Origin of the sequence: Enterobacter sp. WP_7_1, assembly GCF_003688535.1 — a bacterium.
Classification (GTDB): domain Bacteria; phylum Pseudomonadota; class Gammaproteobacteria; order Enterobacterales; family Enterobacteriaceae; genus Enterobacter; species Enterobacter asburiae.
In genome coordinates, this window is the sequence record NZ_REFK01000007.1 from 80,512 (window position 1) to 103,771 (window position 23,260).

Here is a 23,260-nt window from a genome sequence, read left to right on the forward strand (position 1 = left end):
TCGTAACGGGCGCTTATTATTGGCAGGGATCCAGCTCAACAATATGCTGATACTTATCGGTCGTAATAAAGCGCTGTTGCCCTGACAGGCTGTAAATCAAACGCTTGGGAGAGCGATATCCCTTCACGACATCGACATCCGCGCTAAGCCAGAGCAGACTGGAAGGAAGAGCGCGATCGCTGTATTTATCACCACCGATCCATTTTTGATTGGTGAGTTTCACTCCCCAAAGCGATTCGTTTTCACTACCCGACCAGCCGAGGCGTTTGGCCTCATCCGAGGTGATATAGCGGTCGGGCAGGCGTCCAAAGTTTTTTATATGACGAAGCGTTGTCGCCAGATCGGTCACGTTATTGACGGGCACCATACCCTGAGAAGATAAAAAGGCGTTGGCTTCCTTTATTTCCTCTTCGCAGGTTGGCATGGCGGCGGTTGCCTGTAACACGGTGAATAACGAAACAGACAGTACGGCCATTTTCACTATGGATAGTGGTTTCATTGTATTTTTCCTGTTGAATTAACTAAGAAATAGCTTCATTTCCGCTTCGCGGCGTCGGGTAAGCCCGGTCAAAACCTTACCACCTGCCTTATTCCAGCTTTTGAACTGCATTGCGGCGCCCTGAATGTCACCTGCGTTGAATTTTTTGAGCAGCGTGGATTTCTTTAAATTGCCCACGCCAAGGTTGAAGGCGAACGAAACCAGCGCGTCGAATTGGTTCTGTGTCGAAGCGCTGTTCAACAGTTTTTTCACGCCGTCCTCGGTGCGTTTCAGATCTTTGCGCAGCAGATCTTTGGCTTCACCGGTGGTAATTTTGGTGAGCTTTTCCATCTCCTCTTTGAGGATCAAATGGCCGTAGCCGATGGTCCATAAACCTACGGCATCGCGATAACGCTCCAGCCTCAGCCCTTCAAACTGGCAAATAAGCTGAATGCCCTTGTCACCTGTACGTTCTGGTTGTTTTTGCATTACGGAGTCTCCTCTGCTTTCGGACGGGGAATCACCTTGTTGGTGTATTCGTCAATCAAACGCATGACGCTTTCCGGTGGCTCAAGTGCGGTAAATTGCATCTCAACATCGACGTGGCGGCTGTCACGCCCGCCTTTGTTATCGCTGGAAGGCGAAAGGCTGACGTGAAAGCGGCCAAATTCGTTTTCACCGGACTGGCGGGAAGGCGCCTGCATGCCTTCCGTGCGGATCGTCAGGTTGACCTTCATCTTTTCCAGCATCAGCCCGCGCGGTGTTGAAAGCGCGACTAAGGGCAGGTCAAAGTAGTGCTTTTCATCCAGTGCCAGCTGTACGGTGCGTGGAATTAACGAACCGTCTTCTGCGGGTTCGAAAAAGGGATCCAGCGCCTTCATATACTGCTGAGCAATCAGTTCATTGGCCGCAGTGGCCGCGTACTGCATCCCACGCGTGATATCTTCAAGCGAGATCGGCACGCCGGGAATATCGGCTGTAGGCGATGGAGGCGTGTTTTCCTGTACCGGTGGCGTGCCTTCATCCTCTTTGCCCGCCCTGTTTTCCGGCTCTTCATCCTTGCCGCCGCGCAGCCATTTTTTAAAAGACATATTTCGCTCCTGGAAAAAGGGCTACCCGGGTAGCCCCTGCGTTACGGAATCGCACCTATGTCGCGGCGTGGAAGATTATTGCGCGGCGACAGGCTTGGTTTTGGCGTTGGTCAGGTAATCAATCACGCGCTGCAGAGCTTCAGGTGGTTCCTGGCGTTTAATCTGGGTATGAATGGAATATTTCGCGCGTGTATCGGTCGAACGGGTCTGCTCCGATTTATGGGAGACCTTGCCGGTCATTTTCGCTTTGAAAACGCCCCAGCCGATGGACGCTTCCACGGAAGCCTCCGCTTCGGTGCTGCTGGAACTGGCTTCGCTCTGGCTCACTTCCAGCTCGAAGTCGATGGTGCCGTCCTCGATGCAGATGATGGGGTGGGTGACAGCCGCCAGGAGTGGAATACTCATCTTGCGGGTCACGCTGCCTTTATTGACCCCCTGTTCGTCTACCACGGTTTCGTCGTAGTCAAACTCGATCGCGACAGCTTTGCCGTCTTTAATACAGACGGAGAGCAGGAAGTCGGTATAGGCCTTGCTCGCCTGGACCTGTGCTTTGATCATCGCCTGCAGCGGACCGCCGATCATATGTTCCAGCGGCAGGGCGTTAATAACTGAACCAATAAATTGTGAATCCATGATGTGAACTCCTTGAATCAGTGAATGCGCGGTTGCGCAGGAGCCACATTACGGAAAGCGAGAAGGGGAAAATATTGGGTAAATGGCATGGCGAGAGGACGCAAAAAACCTATGCCGATCGCAGGATAATCTTAAGGGGTGGTGTTGAGTGATTTTCCGGTTTATTGTTGAAATCCCTGCCTCATCGAATTCCGGAGAACCATCGCGTGTTTCAGAAAGTTGACGCCTATGCCGGCGACCCTATCCTCTCCTTAATGGAGCGTTTCAAAGAAGATCCTCGCAGCGACAAAGTGAACCTTAGCATCGGTTTGTATTACAACCACGAGGGTTTTATTCCTCAGCTGCAGGCCGTTGCCGAAGCTGAAGCGCGTCTGAACGCTGTTCCACACGGTGCTTCACTTTATCTGCCGATGGAAGGGTTAAATGCCTATCGCAGCACTATTGCGCCGCTGCTGTTTGGTGCCGATCACGCGGTGCTCGCGCAAAAGCGCGTGGCGACCATCCAGACGCTGGGCGGCTCGGGTGCGCTGAAAGTGGGTGCAGACTTCCTGAAAAAATACTTCCCGGATTCAGGCGTGTGGGTCAGTGACCCGACGTGGGAAAACCACGTTGCGATCTTCGAGGGCGCAGGCTTCAAAGTAGCGACCTATCCGTGGTTCGACAGCGAAACGAACGGCGTGCGCGTTGAAGCGCTGCTGGAAAAACTGAACACGCTGCCGGCGCGCAGCATTGTGCTGCTGCACCCATGCTGCCATAACCCGACCGGGGCGGATCTCACCAACGCCCAGTGGGATGCGGTGATTGAGGTACTGAAGGCCCGCGACCTGATTCCGTTCCTCGACATTGCTTACCAGGGCTTTGGCGCAGGCATGGAAGAAGATGCTTACGCCATCCGCGCCGTGGCCAGCGCAGGGTTGCCAGCGCTGGTCAGCAACTCCTTCTCTAAAATCTTCTCCCTGTACGGTGAACGCGTTGGCGGTCTGTCCGTGGTCTGTGAAGACGCCGAAGCGGCGGGTCGCGTGCTCGGCCAGCTGAAGGCGACGGTGCGCCGCATTTACTCCAGCCCGCCGAACTTTGGTGCGCAGGTGGTGGCGACGGTTCTCGGCGACGAACAGCTGAAAGCGTCCTGGCTTGCCGAAGTAGAAGCGATGCGTAAGCGCATCCTGGCCATGCGTCAGGAGCTGGTTAACGTGCTGAAAGAGGCGGTGCCGGGACATAACTTCGACTATCTGCTCAAGCAGCGAGGGATGTTCAGCTATACCGGACTGAGCGCTGCGCAGGTCGATCGCCTGCGCGAAGAGTTCGGCGTTTACCTGATCGCCAGCGGCCGTATGTGCGTGGCGGGCCTGAATGCCAGCAACGTTCATCGCGTGGCGCAGGCGTTTGCTGCTGTGATGTAAGTACTTACTATTCACTTCGCTCTCTCCCTGTGGGAGAGGGCCGGGGTGAGGGCATCATGCCGCACAAAAACGTTGCCCGGCGCTTTGTGATCGTCTTCTTTTTATTCAGCTTCATAAGCAAAAACTCCTTCCCTTCACCTCCCGCTGGGGTTATGGTCGGATAGTTTTTTGACCATCTACTCAAATTAAAACGATAACAAACTGAATATTCAGGGGAAAATATGCGCAAGATCACACTGGCGCTCAGCGCCGCCTGCTTATTGTTCTCGCTTAATAGCGCCGTCGTCGCGCGAGCTTCTGCCCCGACGCCGCTTTACACCGGCACCACCGCCGCCATTCTCGCCGAGCAGGCGCCCATTCACTGGGTTTCCGTGGCCCAAATCGAAAACAGCCTGATGGGCCGTGCGCCAATGGCCGTGGGTTTTGACATTGACGATACCGTGCTTTTCTCAAGCCCCGGCTTCTGGCGCGGGAAGAAAACGTATTCACCCGACAGCGAAGCGTATCTGAAGAACCCGGAATTCTGGGAAAAAATGAATAACGGCTGGGACGAATTCAGCATCCCGAAAGAGGTTGCCCGTGCGCTTATTGCCATGCACGTGAAGCGCGGTGACAGCATCTACTTTGTCACCGGCCGCAGTCAGACCAAAACCGAAACCGTCTCTAAAACGCTGCAGGATGATTTCCAGATCCCGGCGACCAGCATGAATCCGGTAATTTTTGCCGGTGACAAAGAAGGGCAAAACACCAAAACCCAGTGGCTGGAAAAGAAAAATATCAAAGTATTCTACGGCGATTCGGATAACGACATCACCGCCGCGCATGACGTGGGAGCCAGAGGGATCAGGGTGTTACGTGCCTCTAACTCGACCTATCGACCGCTGCCGATGGCCGGAAAGTTTGGCGAAGAGGTGATCGTCAACTCGGAGTATTAAGTACCCGGCAGCGGGTTTGACTCTTTTTTAATCAAATCTCGCTGCTGCGGGTTTTACCTTTCGTCTTCTTGCTGCACACTTAGAAAGATTCATCTTTCATCACGGAGCAGCACATGTGGTACCAACAGACCCTGACCTTAAGCGCAAAACCACGCGGATTTCACCTGGTGACGGATGAAGTCATCGGTCAACTCCGCGACCTGTCGCGGGTGAAAACGGGTTTGCTGCATCTGCTGCTTCAGCACACGTCCGCCTCTCTCACGCTTAATGAAAATTGCGATCCCACCGTCCGGTCCGACATGGAGCACCATTTTCTGAAGAGCGTCCCGGACAACGCGCCTTATGAGCATGACTATGAGGGGGCGGACGACATGCCTTCGCATATTAAATCCTCCCTGCTGGGCGTATCGTTGATGCTGCCGGTTCACAACGGGCGGCTGATGTTGGGAACGTGGCAGGGGATCTGGCTGGGAGAGCATCGCATTCACGGTGGTTCGCGTAAAATTATCGCCACGCTACAAGGGGAATAAAGATGACAATTTCGGAGATACTTCAGTACTGCATGAGCAAGCCCGGCGCGGAGCAGAGCGTCCACAGCGACTGGAAAGCCACGCAGATTAAGGTGGGTGATGTGCTGTTTGCGATGGTGAAAGAGGTGGAAGGCCGCCCGGCGGCGTCGCTGAAAACCAGCCCTGAACTGGCGGATTTGCTACGTCAACAGCATGATGACGTGAGGCCGAGCAAGCACCTCAATAAGGCGCACTGGAGCACCGTCTATCTGGATGGGTCGATTCCAGGCTCGCAGATTTACTACCTGGTGGACGCGTCCTATCAGCAGGCGGTTGAGCTGCTGCCGGAAACCACCCGACAGCAACTCTCCGTGTGACAATTACAGCAACGGTTTAAGGAAGCGCGCGGTGTGCGAGGCTTCGCACTCTGCAACGGTCTCTGGCGTACCGGAGACGAGAATTTCACCGCCGCCGCTGCCGCCTTCCGGGCCGAGATCGACAATCCAGTCCGCGGTTTTAATCACGTCCAGGTTATGCTCGATGACCACGATGGTGTTGCCCTGATCGCGCAGCTGATGCAGAACCTCGAGCAGCTGCTGGATGTCGGCAAAGTGCAGGCCCGTAGTCGGCTCGTCCAGAATGTAGAGCGTCTGACCGGTGCCGCGTTTTGACAGCTCACGCGCCAGCTTCACGCGCTGCGCTTCACCGCCGGACAGCGTGGTTGCGGACTGTCCCAGACGAATGTAGGTCAGGCCTACGTCCATCAGCGTCTGCAGCTTACGCGCCAGCGCAGGGACGGCGTCAAAGAACTCGCGCGCCTCTTCGATGGTCATGTCCAGCACTTCGTGGATGGTTTTGCCTTTGTACTTAATCTCCAGCGTTTCGCGGTTATAGCGCTTGCCTTTGCACTGGTCGCACGGCACGTAGATATCCGGCAGGAAGTGCATTTCAACCTTGATCACACCGTCGCCCTGGCACGCTTCGCAGCGGCCGCCGCGTACGTTAAAGCTGAAACGTCCAGGCGTATAGCCGCGGGAGCGCGCTTCCGGCACGCCGGCAAACAGTTCACGTACGGGCGTAAAGACGCCGGTATAGGTCGCCGGGTTAGAGCGCGGGGTACGGCCAATCGGGCTCTGGTCAATGTCGATAACCTTATCGAAATGCTCCAGACCCTGGATATCGCGGTACGGCGCAGGCTCGGCCAGCGTCGCGCCGTTCAGCGCCGTCTGCGCAATCGGGAACAGCGTATCGTTGATTAGCGTCGATTTACCGGAACCGGACACGCCGGTGATACAGGTAAACAGACCAACCGGCAGCGTCAGGGTGACGTCTTTCAGGTTGTTGCCGCGCGCGCCGGTCAGCTTCAGCACTTTTTCCGGATCTGCCGCTACGCGCTGTTTCGGCACTTCAATCTTGCGCTTGCCGCTCATAAATTGGCCGGTCAGCGACTCGGGCACCGCCATGATGTCCTTCAGCGTGCCTTCCGCGACCACCTGGCCGCCGTGTACGCCAGCGCCTGGGCCAATGTCGATGACGTGGTCGGCCGCGCGGATCGCATCTTCATCGTGCTCGACCACAATTACCGTGTTGCCGAGGTTGCGCAGGTGAACCAGCGTCCCGAGCAGACGCTCGTTGTCGCGCTGGTGCAGGCCGATGGACGGCTCATCCAGCACGTACATCACGCCTACCAGACCTGCACCAATCTGGCTCGCCAGACGGATACGCTGGGCTTCACCGCCGGAGAGCGTTTCCGCCGAGCGGGAAAGCGTCAGGTAGTTCAGGCCGACGTTCACCAGGAACTTGAGGCGATCGCCGATCTCTTTCAGCACTTTTTCGGCAATTTTCGCGCGCTGGCCGGAGAGCTTCAGGTTGTTGAAGAAGTCCATCGCGTGGCCGATGCTCATGTCTGAGATAGTCGGCAGCGCGGTGTTTTCCACAAACACGTGGCGCGCTTCGCGACGCAGGCGCGTGCCTTCACAGGTGGCGCAGGAGCGGTTGCTGATGAACTTCGCCAGCTCCTCGCGCACCGCGCTGGATTCGGTCTCTTTGTAGCGGCGCTCCATGTTGTGCAGCACCCCTTCGAACGGGTGGCGACGCACGGAGGTATCGCCGCGATCGTTCATATACTTGAACTCGATGTTCTCTTTGCCGGAACCGAACAGGATCACTTTGTGCACGTTCGGGCTCAGGCTCGCCCACGGGGCTTCGACGTCGAACTTGTAGTGCTCCGCCAGCGACTTCAGCATCTGGAAGTAGTAGAAGTTACGCTTGTCCCAGCCGCGAATGGCGCCGCCCGCCAGTGACAGCTCCGGGTTCTGGATCACGCGGTCCGGGTCGAAATACTGCTGGACGCCCAGGCCGTCACACGTCGGACACGCGCCCGCCGGGTTGTTGAATGAGAACAGGCGCGGTTCCAGCTCGCGCATGCTGTAGCCGCAAATCGGGCAGGCGAAGTTGGCGGAGAAGAGCAGCTCTTCCGCTTTTGGGTCGTCCATGTCGGAGACCACGGCCGTGCCGCCAGAGAGTTCCAGCGCCGTTTCAAAAGATTCCGCCAGACGCGTGGCGAGATCGTCGCGCACCTTAAAGCGGTCAATCACCACCTCGATGGTGTGCTTCTTCTGCAGCTCCAGCTTTGGCGGATCGGACAGGTCACACACCTCGCCGTCGATACGGGCGCGGATATAGCCCTGGCTTGCCAGGTTTTCCAGCGTTTTGGTGTGTTCGCCTTTTCGCTCTTTGATGATCGGCGCCAGCAGCATCAGGCGTTTGCCTTCCGGCTGCGACAGCACGTTATCCACCATCTGGCTGACGGTCTGGGCCGCCAGCGGGACGTCGTGGTCCGGGCAGCGCGGCTCACCCACGCGGGCATACAGCAGACGAAGGTAGTCATGAATTTCGGTAATGGTACCGACCGTTGAGCGCGGGTTATGCGAGGTGGACTTCTGCTCAATAGAGATAGCAGGGGACAACCCTTCAATGTGGTCGACATCCGGTTTTTCCATCAGCGACAGGAACTGACGCGCGTACGCAGAGAGCGATTCAACGTAACGACGCTGTCCTTCGGCATACAAAGTGTCGAAAGCCAGTGAGGATTTGCCAGACCCCGAAAGCCCGGTCACGACAATGAGTTTGTCGCGAGGGATTATGAGGTTGATATTCTTGAGATTGTGGGTGCGGGCGCCCCGAACTTCGATCTTATCCATTCACCTTTCCCGGTTGGAACACGGATTGCCTGATTTGTTTGAAGGACAAACGGCTGTCAGAAACGGCTAATTATGACACAATTTGACCTGTTTGAATATACAGTATTGGAATGCATTTTCTGATTGGCTGTGTAACAATGTGGAGTTGCGGGAGAACTCTGGAACGTGCTACGCAACTATCAAAGTGCAGCATGGAAATGGTACACTCGCGCGTTTACACTATTAAGAAACGTATTCAGGAGACACGAACATGGCCAGCAGAGGCGTAAACAAGGTGATTCTCGTCGGTAATCTGGGCCAGGACCCGGAAGTACGCTACATGCCGAGTGGTGGCGCAGTTGCCAACATTACGCTGGCTACTTCCGAATCCTGGCGTGATAAAGCGACCGGTGAGATGAAAGAGCAGACCGAATGGCACCGCGTAGTGCTGTTTGGCAAACTGGCCGAAGTGGCCGGTGAGTATCTGCGTAAAGGTTCTCAGGTCTATATCGAAGGCCAGCTGCGTACCCGCAAATGGACCGATCAGGCCGGCGCTGAGAAGTACACCACAGAAGTCGTGGTCAACGTGGGCGGCACCATGCAGATGCTGGGTGGCCGTCAGGGCGGTGGTGCACCGGCAGGTGGCGGCCAGAGCCAGCAGCAGGGCGGTTGGGGTCAGCCTCAGCAGCCGCAGGGCGGCAACCAGTTCAGCGGCGGCGCCCAGTCTCGTCCGCAGCAGCAGTCTGCTCCGGCGCCGTCTAACGAACCGCCAATGGATTTCGACGACGACATTCCGTTCTGATTTCCGCGTGCTGAAAACAAAAACCCAGACTATCGTCTGGGTTTTTTTATTCCGTCAGGGATCAGGTAATCACCATCGGCCAGTCTGGCGGCGTGTGGCTCATCGCCTCAACCATCACCACTTTAATATTTTCCCAGACGGCGGCGATATCCAGCAGGGTGATGCCAAGCAGACCCGTTGCAAACCAGCAGGCCGCACCCAGCCCCAGGAGGGTGCTGATGACAGCAAGACCCGCATAGTCAGATTTACGAAACTGAATATTCAGCGTGCTGGCTAAAAACATCAGTACCGCACTCAACAAAGGCCAGCGCAGGAGAACCATGCTGGTAGTAATGGTTGCCATAAAACCCATCCTCTACAAAACAGACGAACTGAATGAAACGGTGTTTCTCGTTACAAAATATGTGTGAACTATATCACATTTGTTGATTTATTCGCCAGTATCTGAGCGATCAAAAAAGAGGATTTTATTCCTCAGAAAAGGCGATTGTGCGGGTTGGTTCGGCCTTCAGTGCATGAGGAGGTGGGCACACAGCGCGCCGGAAACGCCCATCGGGCAGGTGGAGAAGCCGCAAATTCGGTTTTTATAAGAGGGACGTTATTCTCACCCAATCCTGAAAATATTGTGGTGAAGGCTGACTATTTATAAATCAACGAACACAATGCCTCCGAGCAAATAGCATAAAACGTCCTGATGAAGTTGTACTTTTTTCATGCTGTCAGACGTTTGGCTTAATCAACGATCGTCTGTTGTGTTATCTTCCCGTCAGCCCAAACGGGCTGGATAATTATTTTCCTTAATTGAAACGGAACGAATACTTACAGTTTAACTTACGGGAAAATATTATCGGCATAACGAAATTTAAGATTTTTAATACTAAAAGTCAGTTGCTAACTTCGCATGATTCATGCAACGTAATCACCTGTTTAACAAAGCATCCGGCCTTCATTACTACAGGCGTACAACATGCAGGGATATAGGGCGGGAAATGAATCGTAGCGCGCGGCGCAAAATGCTCAGGGTGGTAGGGATCATCATGGTAGTTATGCTGCCGGTGATGCTTGCGCTATGGTTTGCCCAGCTACGAGCCGTTTCTGAAACAAGTGCCCAGCTACGCACATTTGCTGAACTGGCTTTAGACAAAACAGAGCTGGTTATTCAACAGGTTGAGCTGGCCAGGAACGAGGCTGTAAAATATCAGGGTGAGCTTTGCACGCCGGGACACCGTCAATATATGCTGAACGTTGTTCGTGGCCGCCTGTTTGTCGCCGATTTAATTTACGCTGAAGGTCAGAATTTTCTTTGTTCGACCGTTTTTACACCGGATCATCCCTACGCCATTCCTGTCGCTAATTACACGCGTAAACCTGACGTCGCTATCTATTATTATCGCGATACCCCATTTTATACTGGCTATAAAATGACATATATGCAGCGCGGAAATTATGTGGTGGTCGTCAATCCGCTTTCATACAGCGAAGTCATGTCCGCGGATCATTCTCTCTCCTGGGGTGTGTACGACACGGTAACCAATGCTTTCTTTTCCGTCAGCCAGAAAGCCAATGTTTCTTTATTAAATTCGATGATTCGGGATAAGGAATCGGTATTTCAAAAAGATAACCGCTTTTATACGATCGTAACATCTCCCAAAAGACCGATTGCGGCCATTGTCTCGACATCGAATAAACGTTTTTATGAAACGCTTTATCACCAGGCGACGTTGACGCTGCCGCTGGGCATGATCTGCAGCATTATTATTTTGCTGGTATGGTCGCGTACCCATCGTGAGCTCAATTCGCCGGGGCGCTTATTGCACCGGGCGCTGAACAAACGACAGCTTTGCGTTCACTATCAGCCGATTATTGATATTAAGAATAACCAGTGCGTGGGCGCGGAGGCGCTGTTACGCTGGCCCGGTTTTAACGGGCAGGTGATGAGCCCGGCAGAGTTTATTCCGCTGGCGGAAAATGAGGGGATGAGCGAGCGGATTACGGACTATGTCGTTGAGGAGGTGTTCAACGATCTGGGTCATTTCCTGGCCGAGCATCCGCATCTCTATATTTCGATTAACCTGTCGGCCACGGATTTCCACTCCTCGCGGCTGATCGCCATGATTTCCGACAAGGCCCGCCACTACGCCGTCCGTGCGCAGCAAATCAAAATAGAAGTGACGGAACGCGGTTTTATCGATGTGCCAAAAACCACGCCGGTGATTCAGGCTTTCCGTCAGGCGGGTTACGAAGTCGCGATCGATGATTTCGGTACCGGCTACTCGAACCTGCACAACCTCTACTCGCTGAACGTGGATATTCTGAAAATCGATAAATCGTTTATCGATACCTTAACGACCAACAGTACCAGCCACCTGATCGCCGAGCATATTATCGAGATGGCGCAAAGCCTGCGGCTGAAAACCATTGCGGAAGGGGTAGAGACGGCAGAGCAGGTAAGCTGGCTGTTGAAGCGCGGCGTCCAGTTTTGTCAGGGATGGCACTTCGCGAAAGCGATGCCGCCCCAGGAATTTATGACCTGGCAGCAGCAGCCTTTGCACTGAGGGTGATTAATTCAACTGGTGGCGATAGTCGCTCGGCGTGCGGTCAAACTCGCGGCGAAACACGCGGGAAAAGGTTTGTTGCGACACATAGCCAAGGTCCATCGCGATATCAAAAATGGGCCGCTGCGTTGAGCGTAGCGCCTGCGCCGCCAGCAGCAGCCTGCGCTGGCGAATGTACTCGCCCAGCGTTTGATGCATGACCGTGCGGAACATTCTCTGTAAATACCATTTCGAATAGCCCGACTTTTTAGCGACCACATCAATGTTCAACGGTTGGTCGATATGTTCATCAATCCATTCAATAAGCGTCTGAATAATCTGCTGATGCGACATAAGGTTGCCCCTCTGTAGATACAACTATCTCGGTTAATTCGTCGTTTTCTCTGCGGGCGAGTATAATTCCTCAAGTTAACTTGAGGTAAAGAGGTTTTATGGAAAAGAGATTGCCGCGAATTAAAGCGCTTTTAACTCCCGGTGAAGTGGCGAAGCGAAGCGGCGTTGCGGTATCGGCGCTCCACTTCTATGAAAGCAAAGGGTTAATTAAAAGCATCCGCAACGGCGGCAACCAGCGCCGCTATACCCGAGACGTGCTCCGCTACGTGGCGATTATCAAAATTGCGCAACGAATCGGAATTCCCCTGGCCACGATCGGCGAGGCGTTTGGCGTGCTGCCGGAAGGGCATACGCTGAGCCCGAAAGAGTGGAAAGAGCTGTCGTCCCAGTGGCGTGAAGAGCTGGACCGGCGTATTCATACGCTGGTCGTCCTGCGTGATGAGCTGGATGGCTGTATCGGCTGCGGCTGCCTTTCGCGTAGCGATTGTCCGTTGCGTAACCCTGGCGACAGGCTGGGCGAGCAGGGGACGGGGGCGCGGCTGCTGGAAGAGGACTGAGTTTGTGCGGCCGGTAAAAAGCATTATAAAGAACTAAAGCGCCACATAAGGGCGCTTTAGTTTTTCCCGGTCTTTGTCTTTCACTCTATCCCGCTGGTTCACGGGAGGGTTTCCCCCGACGTCAGCACCCCTCAGTGTCGAGCTGGTTGGGGAGGTTCCGGATTGTGCTGACACTTTAATTCTATGCAAGACCCGTTTTTTCGCCAGCCTCATCGACCGTTTTTTCGACGAATTTTTTTCGCGGTGTTGTTCAATTTTCTATAGTTAAAAAGTATGAATAACAGGAGAAAACCATGCTCACGGTACACCACCTTAACCAGTCGCGCTCGCACCGCGCGATCTGGGCGCTGGAAGAACTCGGCCTGCCTTATGAGATCGTTCACTACCAGCGCGAAAAGAACATGCTGGCACCGGAGGCTCTCAAAAAGGTGCATCCGTTGGGCAAATCGCCGGTCATCGAAGATAACGGGCTGATTCTTGCGGAGTCTGGCGCCATCCTGGAGTACCTGCAGGAAACGTACGATGCCGAGTCGCGGCTTAAGCCTTTGGATCCTGCGCATAAGGTGCAATACCGCTTCTGGCTGCATTACGCCGAAGGCTCCCTGATGCCGCTGCTGTTAATGAAGCTGGTCTTCAACAGCCTCGGCAAGCCGCCGGTGCCGTTTGGTATCAGAACCCTGGGCAAAGCGCTGGGGCAGGGGGTGCAGAAAGCGTATCTCAACCGTCAGCTGGAGACCCATGCGCGCTTTATTGAATCACATCTTGCCGAAAACAGCTGGTTTGCCGGGGATACGCTCAGCATGGCCGATATCCAGATGAGCTTCCCGATCTTTGCGCTGCTGGCACGCGGCGGTATCGCTAATCTGCCGCATATTCAGGCATGGAAGACAAAAGTTGAGAACAGCCCTGGCTGGCAAAGAACCCTGGAACAAGGGGGACCGTTATCTATTCCCGGTGAGGACTGAAATGTAAACAAATTGCGCATAGACGATAACGTTTGCGCATCCTCTGTTTATTTCTTCAGCGTCATAAGTGAATTTTAGCGAAAAACGAGAAAGTTCAGTTGAAAAGGGCGGGGATTACGCTAGATAATCGTTTGCCTTAATTTGACCACCCGTTTGTAAGCGCGGAGCTAAACGTTTGCTTTTTTTGTGACGCCCTTTCGTCACAAACGCAACACAAGGATTTGACGTTCAGCTGGCAGTGGCGTCTCCACCTCGCTTACGGACTTCCTAAAAAAACTCTCAGGGGATGTTTTCTATGTCTACGCCATCTGCGCGTACTGGCGGTTCACTTGACGCCATGTTTAAAATTTCGGCTCGCGGCAGCACCGTGCGCCAGGAGATTGTTGCCGGTTTGACAACGTTTCTGGCGATGGTTTATTCCGTCATCGTTGTGCCGGGCATGCTGGGCAAAGCAGGCTTCCCGCCAGCGGCCGTCTTTGTGGCGACCTGCCTCGTAGCCGGCGTGGGCTCCATCGTGATGGGCCTGTGGGCGAACCTGCCGCTGGCGATTGGTTGCGCTATCTCTCTGACCGCGTTTACCGCGTTCAGCCTGGTGCTGGGTCAGCACATCAGCGTACCGGTTGCGCTGGGTGCCGTGTTCCTGATGGGTGTGCTGTTTACCGTGATTTCGGCGACCGGCATCCGTAGCTGGATCTTGCGCAACCTGCCGCAGGGCGTGGCGCACGGTACCGGCATCGGTATCGGCCTGTTCCTGCTGCTGATCGCCGCCAACGGCGTTGGTCTGGTCATCAAGAACCCGCTGGACGGTCTGCCGGTAGCGCTGGGCCACTTCGCCAGCTTCCCGGTGATTATGTCGCTGATCGGTCTGGCGGTGATTATCGGTCTGGAAAAACTGAAGGTCCCGGGCGGTATTCTGCTGACCATTATCGGTGTTTCCGTTGTCGGCCTGATTTTCGATCCAACCGTGCACTTCTCCGGTATCTTCGCCATGCCGTCGCTGAGCGATGACAAAGGCAACTCCCTGATTGGCAGCCTGGATATCGTTGGCGCGCTGAACCCGGTGATCCTGCCAAGCGTGCTGGCGCTGGTCATGACCGCCGTGTTTGACGCGACCGGTACCATTCGTGCGGTGGCCGGTCAGGCGAACCTGCTGGATAAAGACGGTCAGATTATTGACGGCGGCAAAGCGCTGACCACTGACTCCCTGAGCAGCGTCTTCTCCGGCCTGGTGGGCGCGGCGCCTGCGGCGGTGTACATCGAATCCGCAGCGGGTACGGCGGCAGGCGGTAAAACCGGCCTGACGGCGATCACCGTCGGCGTGCTGTTCATGCTGATCCTGTTCCTCTCTCCGCTCTCCTATCTGGTTCCGGCGTATGCGACCGCGCCAGCGCTGATGTACGTTGGCCTGCTGATGCTAAGCAACGTGGCGAAAATCGATTTTGCGGATTTCGTTGACGCGATGTCTGGCCTGATTACCGCGGTCTTCATCGTGCTGACCTGTAACATCGTGACCGGCATTATGATCGGCTTCGCGTCGCTGGTGATTGGTCGTCTGGTCTCCGGTGAGTGGCGCAAGCTGAACGTCGGCACCGTGATTATCGCCGTTGCGCTGGTGGCATTCTACGCGGGCGGCTGGGCAATCTAAGTTGTCCTTTGATGCGAAAACGGGTGGCTCAGGCCGCCCGTTTTTATTTTCAGGACTCATCCTGTTGCCTTTTGCGTTACTCTGGGGAAGATAGAATAAAAGGCACGACGCCTTCCGGAGTACATAAGCAACACAGCAAACAGGGAACGCATGGAAATCTTCTTCACAATACTCATCATGACCCTTGTGGTCTCGCTATCCGGGGTGGTTACACGCGTACTGCCCTTTCAGGTCCCCCTGCCATTAATGCAAATTGCCATCGGCGCGCTGCTGGCGTGGCCGACGTTTGGCCTGCACGTGGAATTTGACCCCGAACTGTTCCTCGTGCTGTTTATCCCGCCGCTGCTGTTTGCCGATGGCTGGAAAACGCCCACGCGCGAATTCCTTGAGCACGGGCGCGAGATCTTCGGCCTGGCGCTGGCGCTGGTGGTGGTCACCGTCGTCGGGATTGGTTTTCTGATCTATTGGGCGGTGCCGGGCATTCCATTAATACCGGCTTTTGCGCTGGCCGCCGTGCTGTCGCCAACCGATGCCGTGGCGCTGTCCGGCATTGTGGGTGAAGGCCGTATTCCGAAGAAAATCATGGGGATTTTACAAGGTGAGGCGCTGATGAACGACGCTTCCGGCCTGGTTGCCCTGAAGTTTGCCGTGGCCGTTGCGATGGGCACGATGGTCTTTACCGTCGGCGGCGCAACCCTGGAATTCTTCAAGGTAGCGATTGGCGGTATTCTCGCAGGTTTCGTGGTGAGCTGGCTTTACGGCCGCTCATTGCGCTTCCTCAGCCGCTGGGGCGGCGATGAGCCCGCTACGCAGATCGTACTGCTGTTCCTGCTGCCGTTTGCCTCTTATCTGATTGCCGAACATATCGGCGTGTCGGGCATTCTGGCAGCGGTGGCGGCAGGGATGACCATCACCCGCTCCGGCGTAATGCGCCGCGCGCCGCTGGCCATGCGCCTGCGTGCTAACAGCACCTGGGCCATGCTGGAATTTGTCTTTAACGGCATGGTGTTCCTGCTGTTGGGCCTGCAGCTGCCGGGCATTATGGAATCCTCGCTGGTGGCGGCCGAAGCCGACCCGAACGTTGAGGTCTGGATGCTGTTTACCGACATCGTGCTGATCTACCTGGCGCTGATGCTGGTGCGTTTCGGCTGGCTGTGGACGATGAAGAGATTCAGCGTGCGCTTCCTGAAGAAAAAGCCGATGGAGTTCGGCTCGTGGACAACGCGTGAGCTGCTGATCGCCTCTTTTGCGGGCGTACGCGGGGCGATCACTTTGGCTGGTGTGCTCTCCATTCCGCTGCTGCTGCCTACGGGCGACGTCTTCCCGGCGCGCTACGAGCTGGTCTTCCTGGCGGCGGGCGTGATTCTGTTCTCACTGTTTGTCGGCGTGATTATGCTGCCGATTTTACTCCAGCATATTGATGCCGGTGATTCGACCCAGCAGCATAAAGAAGAACGTATTGCCCGGGCGGCGACTGCCGAAGTGGCAATTGTCGCGATTCAGAAAATGGAAGAGCGTCTGGCCGCGGATGCGGAAGAGAACATCGACAATCAGCTGCTGACGGAAGTCAGTTCCCGCGTGATTGGTAACCTGCGCCGCCGCGCTGACGGGCGCAACGACGTGGAAAGTTCGCTGCAGGAGGAGAACCTGGAGCGCCGGTTCCGCCTGGCGGCGCTGCGCTCCGAGCGTGCCGAGCTGTACCATCTGCGCGCCACGCGGCAGATCAGCAACGAAACGCTGCAAAAGCTGCTGCACGATCTGGACCTGCTGGAAGCGCTGTTGATAGAGAATCAGTAGCGCTGTTTTGCCCCTCACCCTAGCCCTCTCCCCACAGGGGAGAGGGAACCGATCGAGCCCCTAGCCCCTATGGGGAGAGGGGTTGGGGTGAGGGGTCAGGGCACCCAAAACCCCTCACAACACTGCAGCCACGCCTGCGCGCTCTGCGATAAATACACCCCTTCACGCCAGATCATCCCCAGCTGCCAGTGCAGGTCGCTCTCCAGCGGGATCCAGCGCAGCGTGTTTTTATCCAGACGCTCGCAGATAGGCTGCGGCAGAATGGCAATCCCCACGCCGGCCTGCACCATCGCCGCCAGGAAATCCCACTGTCCGCTGCGCACCGCTATGCGCGGCTTGACGTTATGCTGGTTAAACAGCGTCATCAGCTGGCGGCTGAGAGCGAAGTCTTCGTTGTAGATCAGCAGAGGGTGCTCGCCGAGCAGTTCAGGTCTCACCGAGTCTAACTTCAGCCAGTCGCCGGAGCGGGGAACCAGCACGCACAGCGGGTGGCTAAAGAGCGGAAGCGTCGCCAGACCGCTCTCTTCCTCAACGGGAAGGGCGGTCATTGCCACGTCGAGCTCGCCGTTGGTGACGGCCTGCTGGACGGTTAACCCACCAAACTCCGAAATCTTCAGCTCAACGCCGGGATAACGCTGGCGAAACAGGCCGATCGGTCCGGCCATCATCATCCCCACCATTGGCGGAATGCCGAGGCGAAGCACACCTTTCTTCAGATGATTGATATCGCCCAGCTCTGCTTCCAGCTGGCGAAACTCCGCCAGAATCGCCAGCCCGCGTTCGAACACCACGCGTCCGGTGTCGGTCAGCAACAGCTTGCGCCCGTCGCGGATCAGCAGGGTACAGTTCAGTTCATCTTCGAGGTTTTTCAGCATCTTGCTGATGGTGGGCTGGGTAACAAACAACTTCTCCGCTGCGCGGGTAAAACTTTGCTGACGAACCACTTCGACAAAATAGCGCAGCGTTCTTATGTCCATGATTATTCCTCGAAACTATACCTTTGATGATTTTAATTCATTTCAGTCCATACCGTGCGCTCTCTATACTGGCGCCTCGTCTCATTTTTGAGGAAAACCCCCATGGCCGTGGCGTTAAGCCGTGTTACGCCTGCCGTTGTGCAACGACTCCAGGTCCCGGTGCAGGTACTGCTCTACGCGGGACTGTTTGTTTTCGCGGAATATCTTGTCGGCTGGCTGCATCTGCCGCTGCCTGCCAATCTTGTCGGGATGCTGCTGATGCTCACGCTTATTCTGTGCCGCGTGATCCCCCTTAACTGGGTGCGCGCCGGGGCGCGCTGGCTGCTGGCGGAGATGCTGCTGTTCTTTGTTCCTGCCGTGGTGGCGGTGGTGAACTACGCCCAGCTGCTGATGGTGGACGGCTGGCGAATCTTTGCGGTTATCGCGCTGAGTACGCTGATGGTGCTGGGGGCGACCGCCTGGGTGGTGGATAAAGTGTATCGCTTTGAAATCAGCAGGCATAAACATGACTAATTTTCAGATCAGCGTCTTGTGCCTGATTGCGACGCTAATTATCTACTTTGCCAACAAGCGGCTCTATCGCCGCTTTCACGCGCTACCGCTGATGCCGCTGGTCTTCACGCCGATCCTGCTGGTGCTGATGCTGGTCTTCGGCCATATCTCCTGGCAAAACTACATTGGCGAATCCCACTGGCTGCTGTGGCTGCTCGGCCCGGCGACCATCGCTTTTGCCGTCCCCGTTTACGACAACCTCGCCATTATCAAACGCCACTGGATGTCGCTCAGCGCAGGCGTGATCACCGCCACGGTGGTGGCGGTGTGCAGCTCCGTCTGGCTGGCGCGGCTGTTTACGCTGCCCGATGAAATTCAGCGCAGCCTGGCCGTGCGTTCGGTGACCACGCCGTTTGCGCTGGCGGCGGCTAAACCGCTCGGCGGGCAGCCGGATCTGGTGGCGCTGTTTGTTGTCGTGACGGGTGTGTTCGGTATGGCGGTCGGCGATATGTTGTTCCTGCGCTTGTCGATCCGTGAAGGGATGGCGAAAGGCGCGGGGTTTGGCGCGGCATCGCACGGGGCGGGCACGGCACGTTCGTATGAGCTGGGCCAGCAGGAGGGCGTTGTCGCAAGCCTGGTGATGATGCTTTCGGGCGTGGTAATGGTGCTGATTGCGCCGCTGGTGGCGTGGGTGATGTTTTAAGCTCCCCGGCCAGAATGACCGGGGAGAAAGGCTTAGTGCGCGCGGCCCTGCTCGACGCCCAGGCCGGTTTGAGAACGGATAAACTGGGCGCGGAATTTCTCACGCTCCAGGTTACCCTCCGGCGAATTGTCGGTGGCCGAGAAGAACCAGATGCCGATAAACGCCACGGCGATAGAGAACAGCGCCGGGTATTCATACGGGAAGATAGCGCTTGCGTGACCGAGGATCTGCACCCAGATGGTTGGGCCCAGAATCATCAGGATCACCGCCGTCAGCAGCCCCAGCCAGCCGCCAATCATCGCGCCGCGCGTGGTCAGTTTCGACCAGTACATGGAGAGCAGGATGATCGGGAAGTTACAGCTTGCCGCAATCGAGAAGGCCAGCCCCACCATAAAGGCGATGTTCTGCTTCTCGAACAGAATGCCTAACAGTATCGCCACCACGCCCAGCACCAGCACGGTGATTTTAGAGACCTTCAGCTCGTCGCGCTCGCTCGCGCCTTTACGAATCACGTTAGCGTAGAGGTCATGCGACACCGCAGACGCGCCGGCCAGCGTCAGCCCTGCAACCACCGCAAGTATGGTGGCGAAGGCCACGGCGGAGATAAAGCCGAGGAACAGGTTACCGCCCACCGCGTCAGCCAGGTGCACCGCCGCCATGTTGTTACCGCCAATCAGTGCGCCCGCCGCGTCTTTAAACGCCGGGTTCGCCCCCACCAGCATGATCGCGCCAAAGCCGATGATAAAGGTGAGGATATAGAAGTAACCCATGAAACCGGTGGCGTAGAAGACGCTCTTGCGCGCTTCACGCGCATCGCTCACGGTAAAGAAGCGCATCAGGATATGCGGCAGGCCAGCGGTGCCGAACATCAGGCCGAGACCCAGCGAGAGCGCGGATATCGGGTCTTTCACCAGCCCGCCCGGGCTCATGATCGCTTCCCCTTTCGGGTGGACCGCCATCGCTTCAGTAAACAGGTTATTGAAGCTGAACCCGACGTGTTTCATCACCATAAAGGCCATAAAGCTGGCGCCGAACAGCAGCAATACCGCTTTGATGATCTGCACCCAGGTGGTTGCCAGCATGCCGCCGAACAGGACGTACATCACCATCAGCACGCCAACCAGCACCACCGCGATGTGGTAGTTCAGGCCGAACAGCAGTTGGATCAATTTACCCGCGCCGACCATCTGCGCAATCAGGTACAGCGCCACCACCACCAGCGAGCCGCAGGCAGAGAGGGTGCGAATCGGCCCCTGCTTCAGGCGATACGAAGCCACGTCAGCGAAGGTATAGCGGCCCAGGTTACGCAGGCGCTCGGCAATCAGGAACAGGATGATCGGCCAGCCGACGAGGAAGCCGAGGGAGTAAATCAGGCCGTCATAGCCGGAGGTGTACACCAGCGCGGAGATCCCGAGGAACGAGGCGGCGGACATAAAGTCACCCGCGATCGCCAGCCCGTTCTGGAAGCCGGTAATATTGCCGCCTGCGGTGTAGTAATCATTACGGGAGCGCACGCGTTTCGACGCCCAGTAGGTGATGTACAGCGTCAGCAGGACGAAAATCAGGAACATCACAATGGCCTGCCAGTTGGTTGGCTGGCGCTGGACCTCGCCGGTAATGGCATCCGCCGCGTGGGCGGCAAAGGGAAGCGTGGCGGCGAGCGCCGTCAGAACTCTCTTCATGATGCTTTTACCTCTTGCAGTACCGCTTTATTAAGTCGATCGAATTCACCGTTCGCGCGCCAGACGTAGACGCCGGTCAGCAAGAATGAAATCACAATCACGCCAATGCCAATCGGAATACCGCGCGTCACGCTGGTACCCTCGTGCAGCGGAGTGCCCAGCCAGTGCGGGGCAAAGGCGATCAGCAGAATAAAGCCGACGTAGATAACCAGCATGATGATGGAAAGGATGAAGGCAAACCGTTGCCGCTTATCGACGAGCTCCCTGTAGTGCGCACTATTCTCTATCTGCTGACAAATATCGTTATTCATCACAGAGTCTCCAAAGGTAAGGTAGGTTTGTTTTTAGTCCCCTCTCCCTTTTGGGGAGAGGGTTAGGGTGAGGGGAGGAAGGTGCGGTCTGATGCCCTCACCCCAGCCCTCTCCCACGGGGAGAGGGAGAAAACACTAGGAAGGCATCGCGATGGCCTGCTTCTCTTCGAGCAGTTTTTCCACCACGCCAGGATCCGCGAGCGTTGAGGTATCACCGAGGTTGCTGGTGTCTCCAGCCGCGATTTTGCGCAAGATACGACGCATAATTTTGCCGGAACGGGTTTTCGGCAGCGAGTCGGTCCAGTGCAGCACGTCCGGCGTCGCCAGCGGGCCAATCTCTTTACGCACCCAGTTGCGCACCTCAGCGTAGAGCTCAGGCGACGGCTCTTCGCCGTGGTTCAGGGTGACATAGGCGTAAATCGCCTGGCCTTTGATGTTGTGCGGAATACCGACCACGGCGGCTTCGGCAATCTTCGGATGCGACACCAGCGCCGATTCAATCTCAGCGGTGCCCAGACGGTGGCCGGAGACGTTCAGCACGTCGTCCACGCGCCCGGTTATCCAGTAATAGCCATCTTCGTCACGACGCGCGCCGTCGCCGCTGAAGTACATGTTTTTAAAGGTCGAGAAGTAGGTCTGCTCGAAGCGATCGTGATCGCCGAACAGAGTACGCGCCTGACCCGGCCAGGAGTCTGTGATCACCAGGTTGCCTTCGGTGGCGCCTTCCAGCGGGTTGCCTTCGTTATCCACCAGCGCAGGCTGCACGCCGAAGAACGGACGGGTTGCGGAACCGGCCTTCAGCTGCGTGGCGCCCGGCATCGGAGTGATCATGAAACCGCCGGTTTCGGTCTGCCACCAGGTGTCCATCACCGGGCATTTCTCGTTACCGATTTTCTTCCAGTACCACTCCCAGGCTTCAGGGTTGATTGGCTCACCCACGGAACCGAGGATGCGCAATGAAGAGCGGTCAGTGCCTTCGATGGCTTTATCGCCTTCCGCCATTAATGCGCGGATCGCCGTTGGCGCGGTGTAGAGAATGTTGACCTGGTGTTTGTCGACCACCTGACACATACGCGCCGGGGTCGGCCAGTTTGGTACGCCCTCAAACATCAGCGTGGTTGCGCCACAGGCCAGCGGGCCGTACAGCAGATAGCTGTGTCCGGTAACCCAGCCCACGTCGGCGGTACACCAGTAGATGTCGCCCGGATGGTAGTCGAAGACGTATTTAAAGGTGGTGGCCGCATAGACCAGATAGCCGCCGGTGGTGTGCAGCACGCCTTTCGGCTTACCGGTGGAGCCGGAGGTATAAAGAATGAACAGCGGATCTTCTGCGTTCATCTCTTCCGGCTGATGCTGGTCGCTCGCTTTCTCGATCAGGTCGCTCCACCACAGGTCGCGCCCCTCGTTCCAGTCGATTTTGCCGCCGGTACGCTTAAGGACGATAACGTTACTGACCGTTTTGACGTTCGGGTTTTTCAGCGCTTCGTCGACGTTTTTCTTCAGTGGGATACCGCGCCCGGCGCGCACGCCTTCATCGGCGGTGATCACCAGTTTTGAACTGGAATCGACAATGCGGCCCGCTACCGCCTCTGGCGAGAACCCGCCGAAAATTACCGAGTGGATCGCGCCGATACGCGCGCAGGCCAGCATGGCCACCGCCGCTTCCGGCACCATCGGCATATAGATAGCGACCACATCGCCTTTTTTAATGCCCTTTTCCAGCAGGACGTTGGCGAAGCGGCACACGTCGCGGTGCAGCTCTTTGTAGGTAATGTGTTTGCTTTGCGAGGCATCATCGCCTTCCCAGATGATGGCCGTCTCGTTCCCGCGCTCGGCAAGGTGACGATCGAGGCAGTTCGCCGCCAGGTTCAGGGTGCCATCTTCATACCATTTAATGGAGACATTGCCGGGTGCAAAGGAGGTGTTCTTCACCTTCTGATAAGGTTTGATCCAGTCAAGGATATGGCCCTGCTCACCCCAGAAGGTGTCCGGGGCGGTGATAGATTGCTGATATTTCTCGTGGTACTGCTCCGGGGTGATCAGGCAACGGTCCGCAATATTTGCGGGAATGTCGTGTTTATGTATTTGGCTCATGGCTTTTTTTCTCCTTGTAAGATGTTAATAATATGTCGCAAAAACGTTAATTGTAGGGGCTTTACAAGCTTTGTTTATTATTTGGGCTACAGATCACGCATTGTTTGAAGAGTATGAAA

At 56.2% G+C, this 23,260-nt stretch carries 23 protein-coding genes; 12 read left to right on the top strand and 11 right to left on the bottom strand.

Annotated features, from left to right (window positions below; genetic code table 11):
* Nucleotides 1–16: 16 nt before the first annotated feature.
* From BJ885_RS21375 to BJ885_RS21390, 4 genes are all read right to left on the bottom strand, one after another.
* Nucleotides 17–499: a ribonuclease domain-containing protein gene (locus BJ885_RS21375; protein ID WP_050583713.1), complete on the bottom strand. Its 483-nt coding sequence runs from the start codon at nucleotides 497–499 to the stop codon at nucleotides 17–19.
* An 18-nt stretch (nucleotides 500–517) separates the two neighbouring features.
* Nucleotides 518–967 (bottom strand): lysozyme, encoded by a 450-nt coding sequence (locus BJ885_RS21380; protein ID WP_121932730.1) that lies wholly within the window; start codon nucleotides 965–967, stop codon nucleotides 518–520.
* A complete protein-coding gene (locus tag BJ885_RS21385; protein ID WP_072034188.1) occupies nucleotides 967–1,569 on the bottom strand; it encodes a DUF2589 domain-containing protein in 603 nt (200 codons plus the stop codon). The genes BJ885_RS21380 and BJ885_RS21385 overlap by 1 nt, the downstream gene beginning before the upstream one ends.
* Nucleotides 1,570–1,644: 75 nt before the next feature.
* On the bottom strand, nucleotides 1,645–2,202 hold the full coding sequence (locus BJ885_RS21390) for a DUF2589 domain-containing protein (protein WP_029740216.1): 558 nt from the start codon (nucleotides 2,200–2,202) through the stop codon (nucleotides 1,645–1,647).
* Nucleotides 2,203–2,408: 206 nt separating this feature from the next.
* Here BJ885_RS21390 and tyrB point away from each other — a divergent pair, with 206 nt between their 5' ends.
* The 4 genes from tyrB (at nucleotide 2,409) to BJ885_RS21410 (ending at nucleotide 5,423) form a co-directional block, all read left to right on the top strand.
* On the top strand, nucleotides 2,409–3,602 hold the full coding sequence (tyrB, locus tag BJ885_RS21395) for an aromatic amino acid transaminase (protein WP_121932729.1): 1,194 nt from the start codon (nucleotides 2,409–2,411) through the stop codon (nucleotides 3,600–3,602).
* Nucleotides 3,603–3,823: 221 nt separating this feature from the next.
* Nucleotides 3,824–4,537 carry an acid phosphatase AphA gene (aphA, locus tag BJ885_RS21400; RefSeq protein ID WP_059347291.1) on the top strand — a complete coding sequence of 238 codons (714 nt, stop codon included), beginning with the start codon at nucleotides 3,824–3,826 and terminating at the stop codon, nucleotides 4,535–4,537.
* Nucleotides 4,538–4,650: 113 nt separating this feature from the next.
* Nucleotides 4,651–5,067, top strand: coding sequence for a secondary thiamine-phosphate synthase enzyme YjbQ (locus BJ885_RS21405; protein WP_029740213.1), 417 nt, complete (start codon nucleotides 4,651–4,653; stop codon nucleotides 5,065–5,067).
* Nucleotides 5,068–5,069: 2 nt separating this feature from the next.
* Nucleotides 5,070–5,423 (top strand): MmcQ/YjbR family DNA-binding protein, encoded by a 354-nt coding sequence (locus BJ885_RS21410; RefSeq protein ID WP_023310053.1) that lies wholly within the window; start codon nucleotides 5,070–5,072, stop codon nucleotides 5,421–5,423.
* Between the two features lie 3 nt (nucleotides 5,424–5,426).
* Here the strand turns inward: BJ885_RS21410 and uvrA are convergent, their stop codons facing one another.
* Nucleotides 5,427–8,249 (bottom strand): excinuclease ABC subunit UvrA, encoded by a 2,823-nt coding sequence (uvrA, locus tag BJ885_RS21415; RefSeq protein WP_029740212.1) that lies wholly within the window; start codon nucleotides 8,247–8,249, stop codon nucleotides 5,427–5,429.
* A gap of 250 nt (nucleotides 8,250–8,499) precedes the next feature.
* Here uvrA and ssb1 point away from each other — a divergent pair, with 250 nt between their 5' ends.
* A complete protein-coding gene (ssb1, locus tag BJ885_RS21425; RefSeq protein ID WP_029740211.1) occupies nucleotides 8,500–9,030 on the top strand; it encodes a single-stranded DNA-binding protein SSB1 in 531 nt (176 codons plus the stop codon).
* Between the two features lie 61 nt (nucleotides 9,031–9,091).
* On the opposite strand, the gene BJ885_RS21430 is transcribed toward ssb1, so the two are convergent.
* Nucleotides 9,092–9,373 carry a YjcB family protein gene (locus tag BJ885_RS21430; RefSeq protein WP_008503385.1) on the bottom strand — a complete coding sequence of 94 codons (282 nt, stop codon included), beginning with the start codon at nucleotides 9,371–9,373 and terminating at the stop codon, nucleotides 9,092–9,094.
* 646 nt (nucleotides 9,374–10,019) lie between these two features.
* Here BJ885_RS21430 and BJ885_RS21435 point away from each other — a divergent pair.
* Entirely contained in the window at nucleotides 10,020–11,585 is a 1,566-nt protein-coding gene (locus tag BJ885_RS21435) for an EAL domain-containing protein (RefSeq protein WP_121932728.1), read from the top strand.
* A 6-nt stretch (nucleotides 11,586–11,591) separates the two neighbouring features.
* On the opposite strand, the gene soxS is transcribed toward BJ885_RS21435, so the two are convergent.
* Nucleotides 11,592–11,918: a superoxide response transcriptional regulator SoxS gene (soxS, locus tag BJ885_RS21440; protein WP_013095071.1), complete on the bottom strand. Its 327-nt coding sequence runs from the start codon at nucleotides 11,916–11,918 to the stop codon at nucleotides 11,592–11,594.
* Nucleotides 11,919–12,016: 98 nt separating this feature from the next.
* On the opposite strand from soxS, the gene soxR reads away from it, so the two are divergent.
* The 4 genes from soxR (at nucleotide 12,017) to BJ885_RS21460 (ending at nucleotide 16,882) form a co-directional block, all read left to right on the top strand.
* Entirely contained in the window at nucleotides 12,017–12,475 is a 459-nt protein-coding gene (gene soxR / locus BJ885_RS21445) for a redox-sensitive transcriptional activator SoxR (protein ID WP_023310057.1), read from the top strand.
* 293 nt (nucleotides 12,476–12,768) lie between these two features.
* Nucleotides 12,769–13,440, top strand: a complete 672-nt coding sequence (locus BJ885_RS21450) for a glutathione S-transferase family protein (RefSeq protein WP_121932727.1) — start codon at nucleotides 12,769–12,771, stop codon at nucleotides 13,438–13,440.
* A gap of 295 nt (nucleotides 13,441–13,735) precedes the next feature.
* Nucleotides 13,736–15,085 carry a guanine/hypoxanthine transporter GhxP gene (gene ghxP / locus BJ885_RS21455; RefSeq protein WP_047646881.1) on the top strand — a complete coding sequence of 450 codons (1,350 nt, stop codon included), beginning with the start codon at nucleotides 13,736–13,738 and terminating at the stop codon, nucleotides 15,083–15,085.
* A 150-nt stretch (nucleotides 15,086–15,235) separates the two neighbouring features.
* A complete protein-coding gene (locus tag BJ885_RS21460) occupies nucleotides 15,236–16,882 on the top strand; it encodes a Na+/H+ antiporter (protein WP_029740207.1) in 1,647 nt (548 codons plus the stop codon).
* Nucleotides 16,883–16,977: 95 nt separating this feature from the next.
* Here the strand turns inward: BJ885_RS21460 and BJ885_RS21465 are convergent, their stop codons facing one another.
* A complete protein-coding gene (locus BJ885_RS21465) occupies nucleotides 16,978–17,859 on the bottom strand; it encodes a LysR family transcriptional regulator (protein WP_121932726.1) in 882 nt (293 codons plus the stop codon).
* Nucleotides 17,860–17,961: 102 nt separating this feature from the next.
* Between BJ885_RS21465 and BJ885_RS21470 the strand changes: the two genes are divergently transcribed.
* Nucleotides 17,962–18,372, top strand: coding sequence for a CidA/LrgA family protein (locus BJ885_RS21470; RefSeq protein WP_021242769.1), 411 nt, complete (start codon nucleotides 17,962–17,964; stop codon nucleotides 18,370–18,372).
* The gene (locus tag BJ885_RS21475) at nucleotides 18,365–19,054 is read left to right on the top strand and encodes an LrgB family protein (protein ID WP_038417700.1); all 690 of its coding nucleotides are present in this window, start codon (nucleotides 18,365–18,367) and stop codon (nucleotides 19,052–19,054) included. The genes BJ885_RS21470 and BJ885_RS21475 overlap by 8 nt, the downstream gene beginning before the upstream one ends.
* Before the next feature lie 32 nt (nucleotides 19,055–19,086).
* Here the strand turns inward: BJ885_RS21475 and actP are convergent, their stop codons facing one another.
* The 3 genes from actP to acs form a co-directional block, all read right to left on the bottom strand.
* A complete protein-coding gene (gene actP / locus BJ885_RS21480) occupies nucleotides 19,087–20,736 on the bottom strand; it encodes a cation/acetate symporter ActP (RefSeq protein WP_038417698.1) in 1,650 nt (549 codons plus the stop codon).
* Nucleotides 20,733–21,047, bottom strand: coding sequence for a DUF485 domain-containing protein (locus BJ885_RS21485; protein ID WP_023310065.1), 315 nt, complete (start codon nucleotides 21,045–21,047; stop codon nucleotides 20,733–20,735). The genes actP and BJ885_RS21485 overlap by 4 nt, the downstream gene beginning before the upstream one ends.
* A gap of 135 nt (nucleotides 21,048–21,182) precedes the next feature.
* Nucleotides 21,183–23,141: an acetate--CoA ligase gene (gene acs, locus BJ885_RS21490; RefSeq protein ID WP_115876906.1), complete on the bottom strand. Its 1,959-nt coding sequence runs from the start codon at nucleotides 23,139–23,141 to the stop codon at nucleotides 21,183–21,185.
* Between the last annotated feature and the right edge of the window lie 119 nt (nucleotides 23,142–23,260).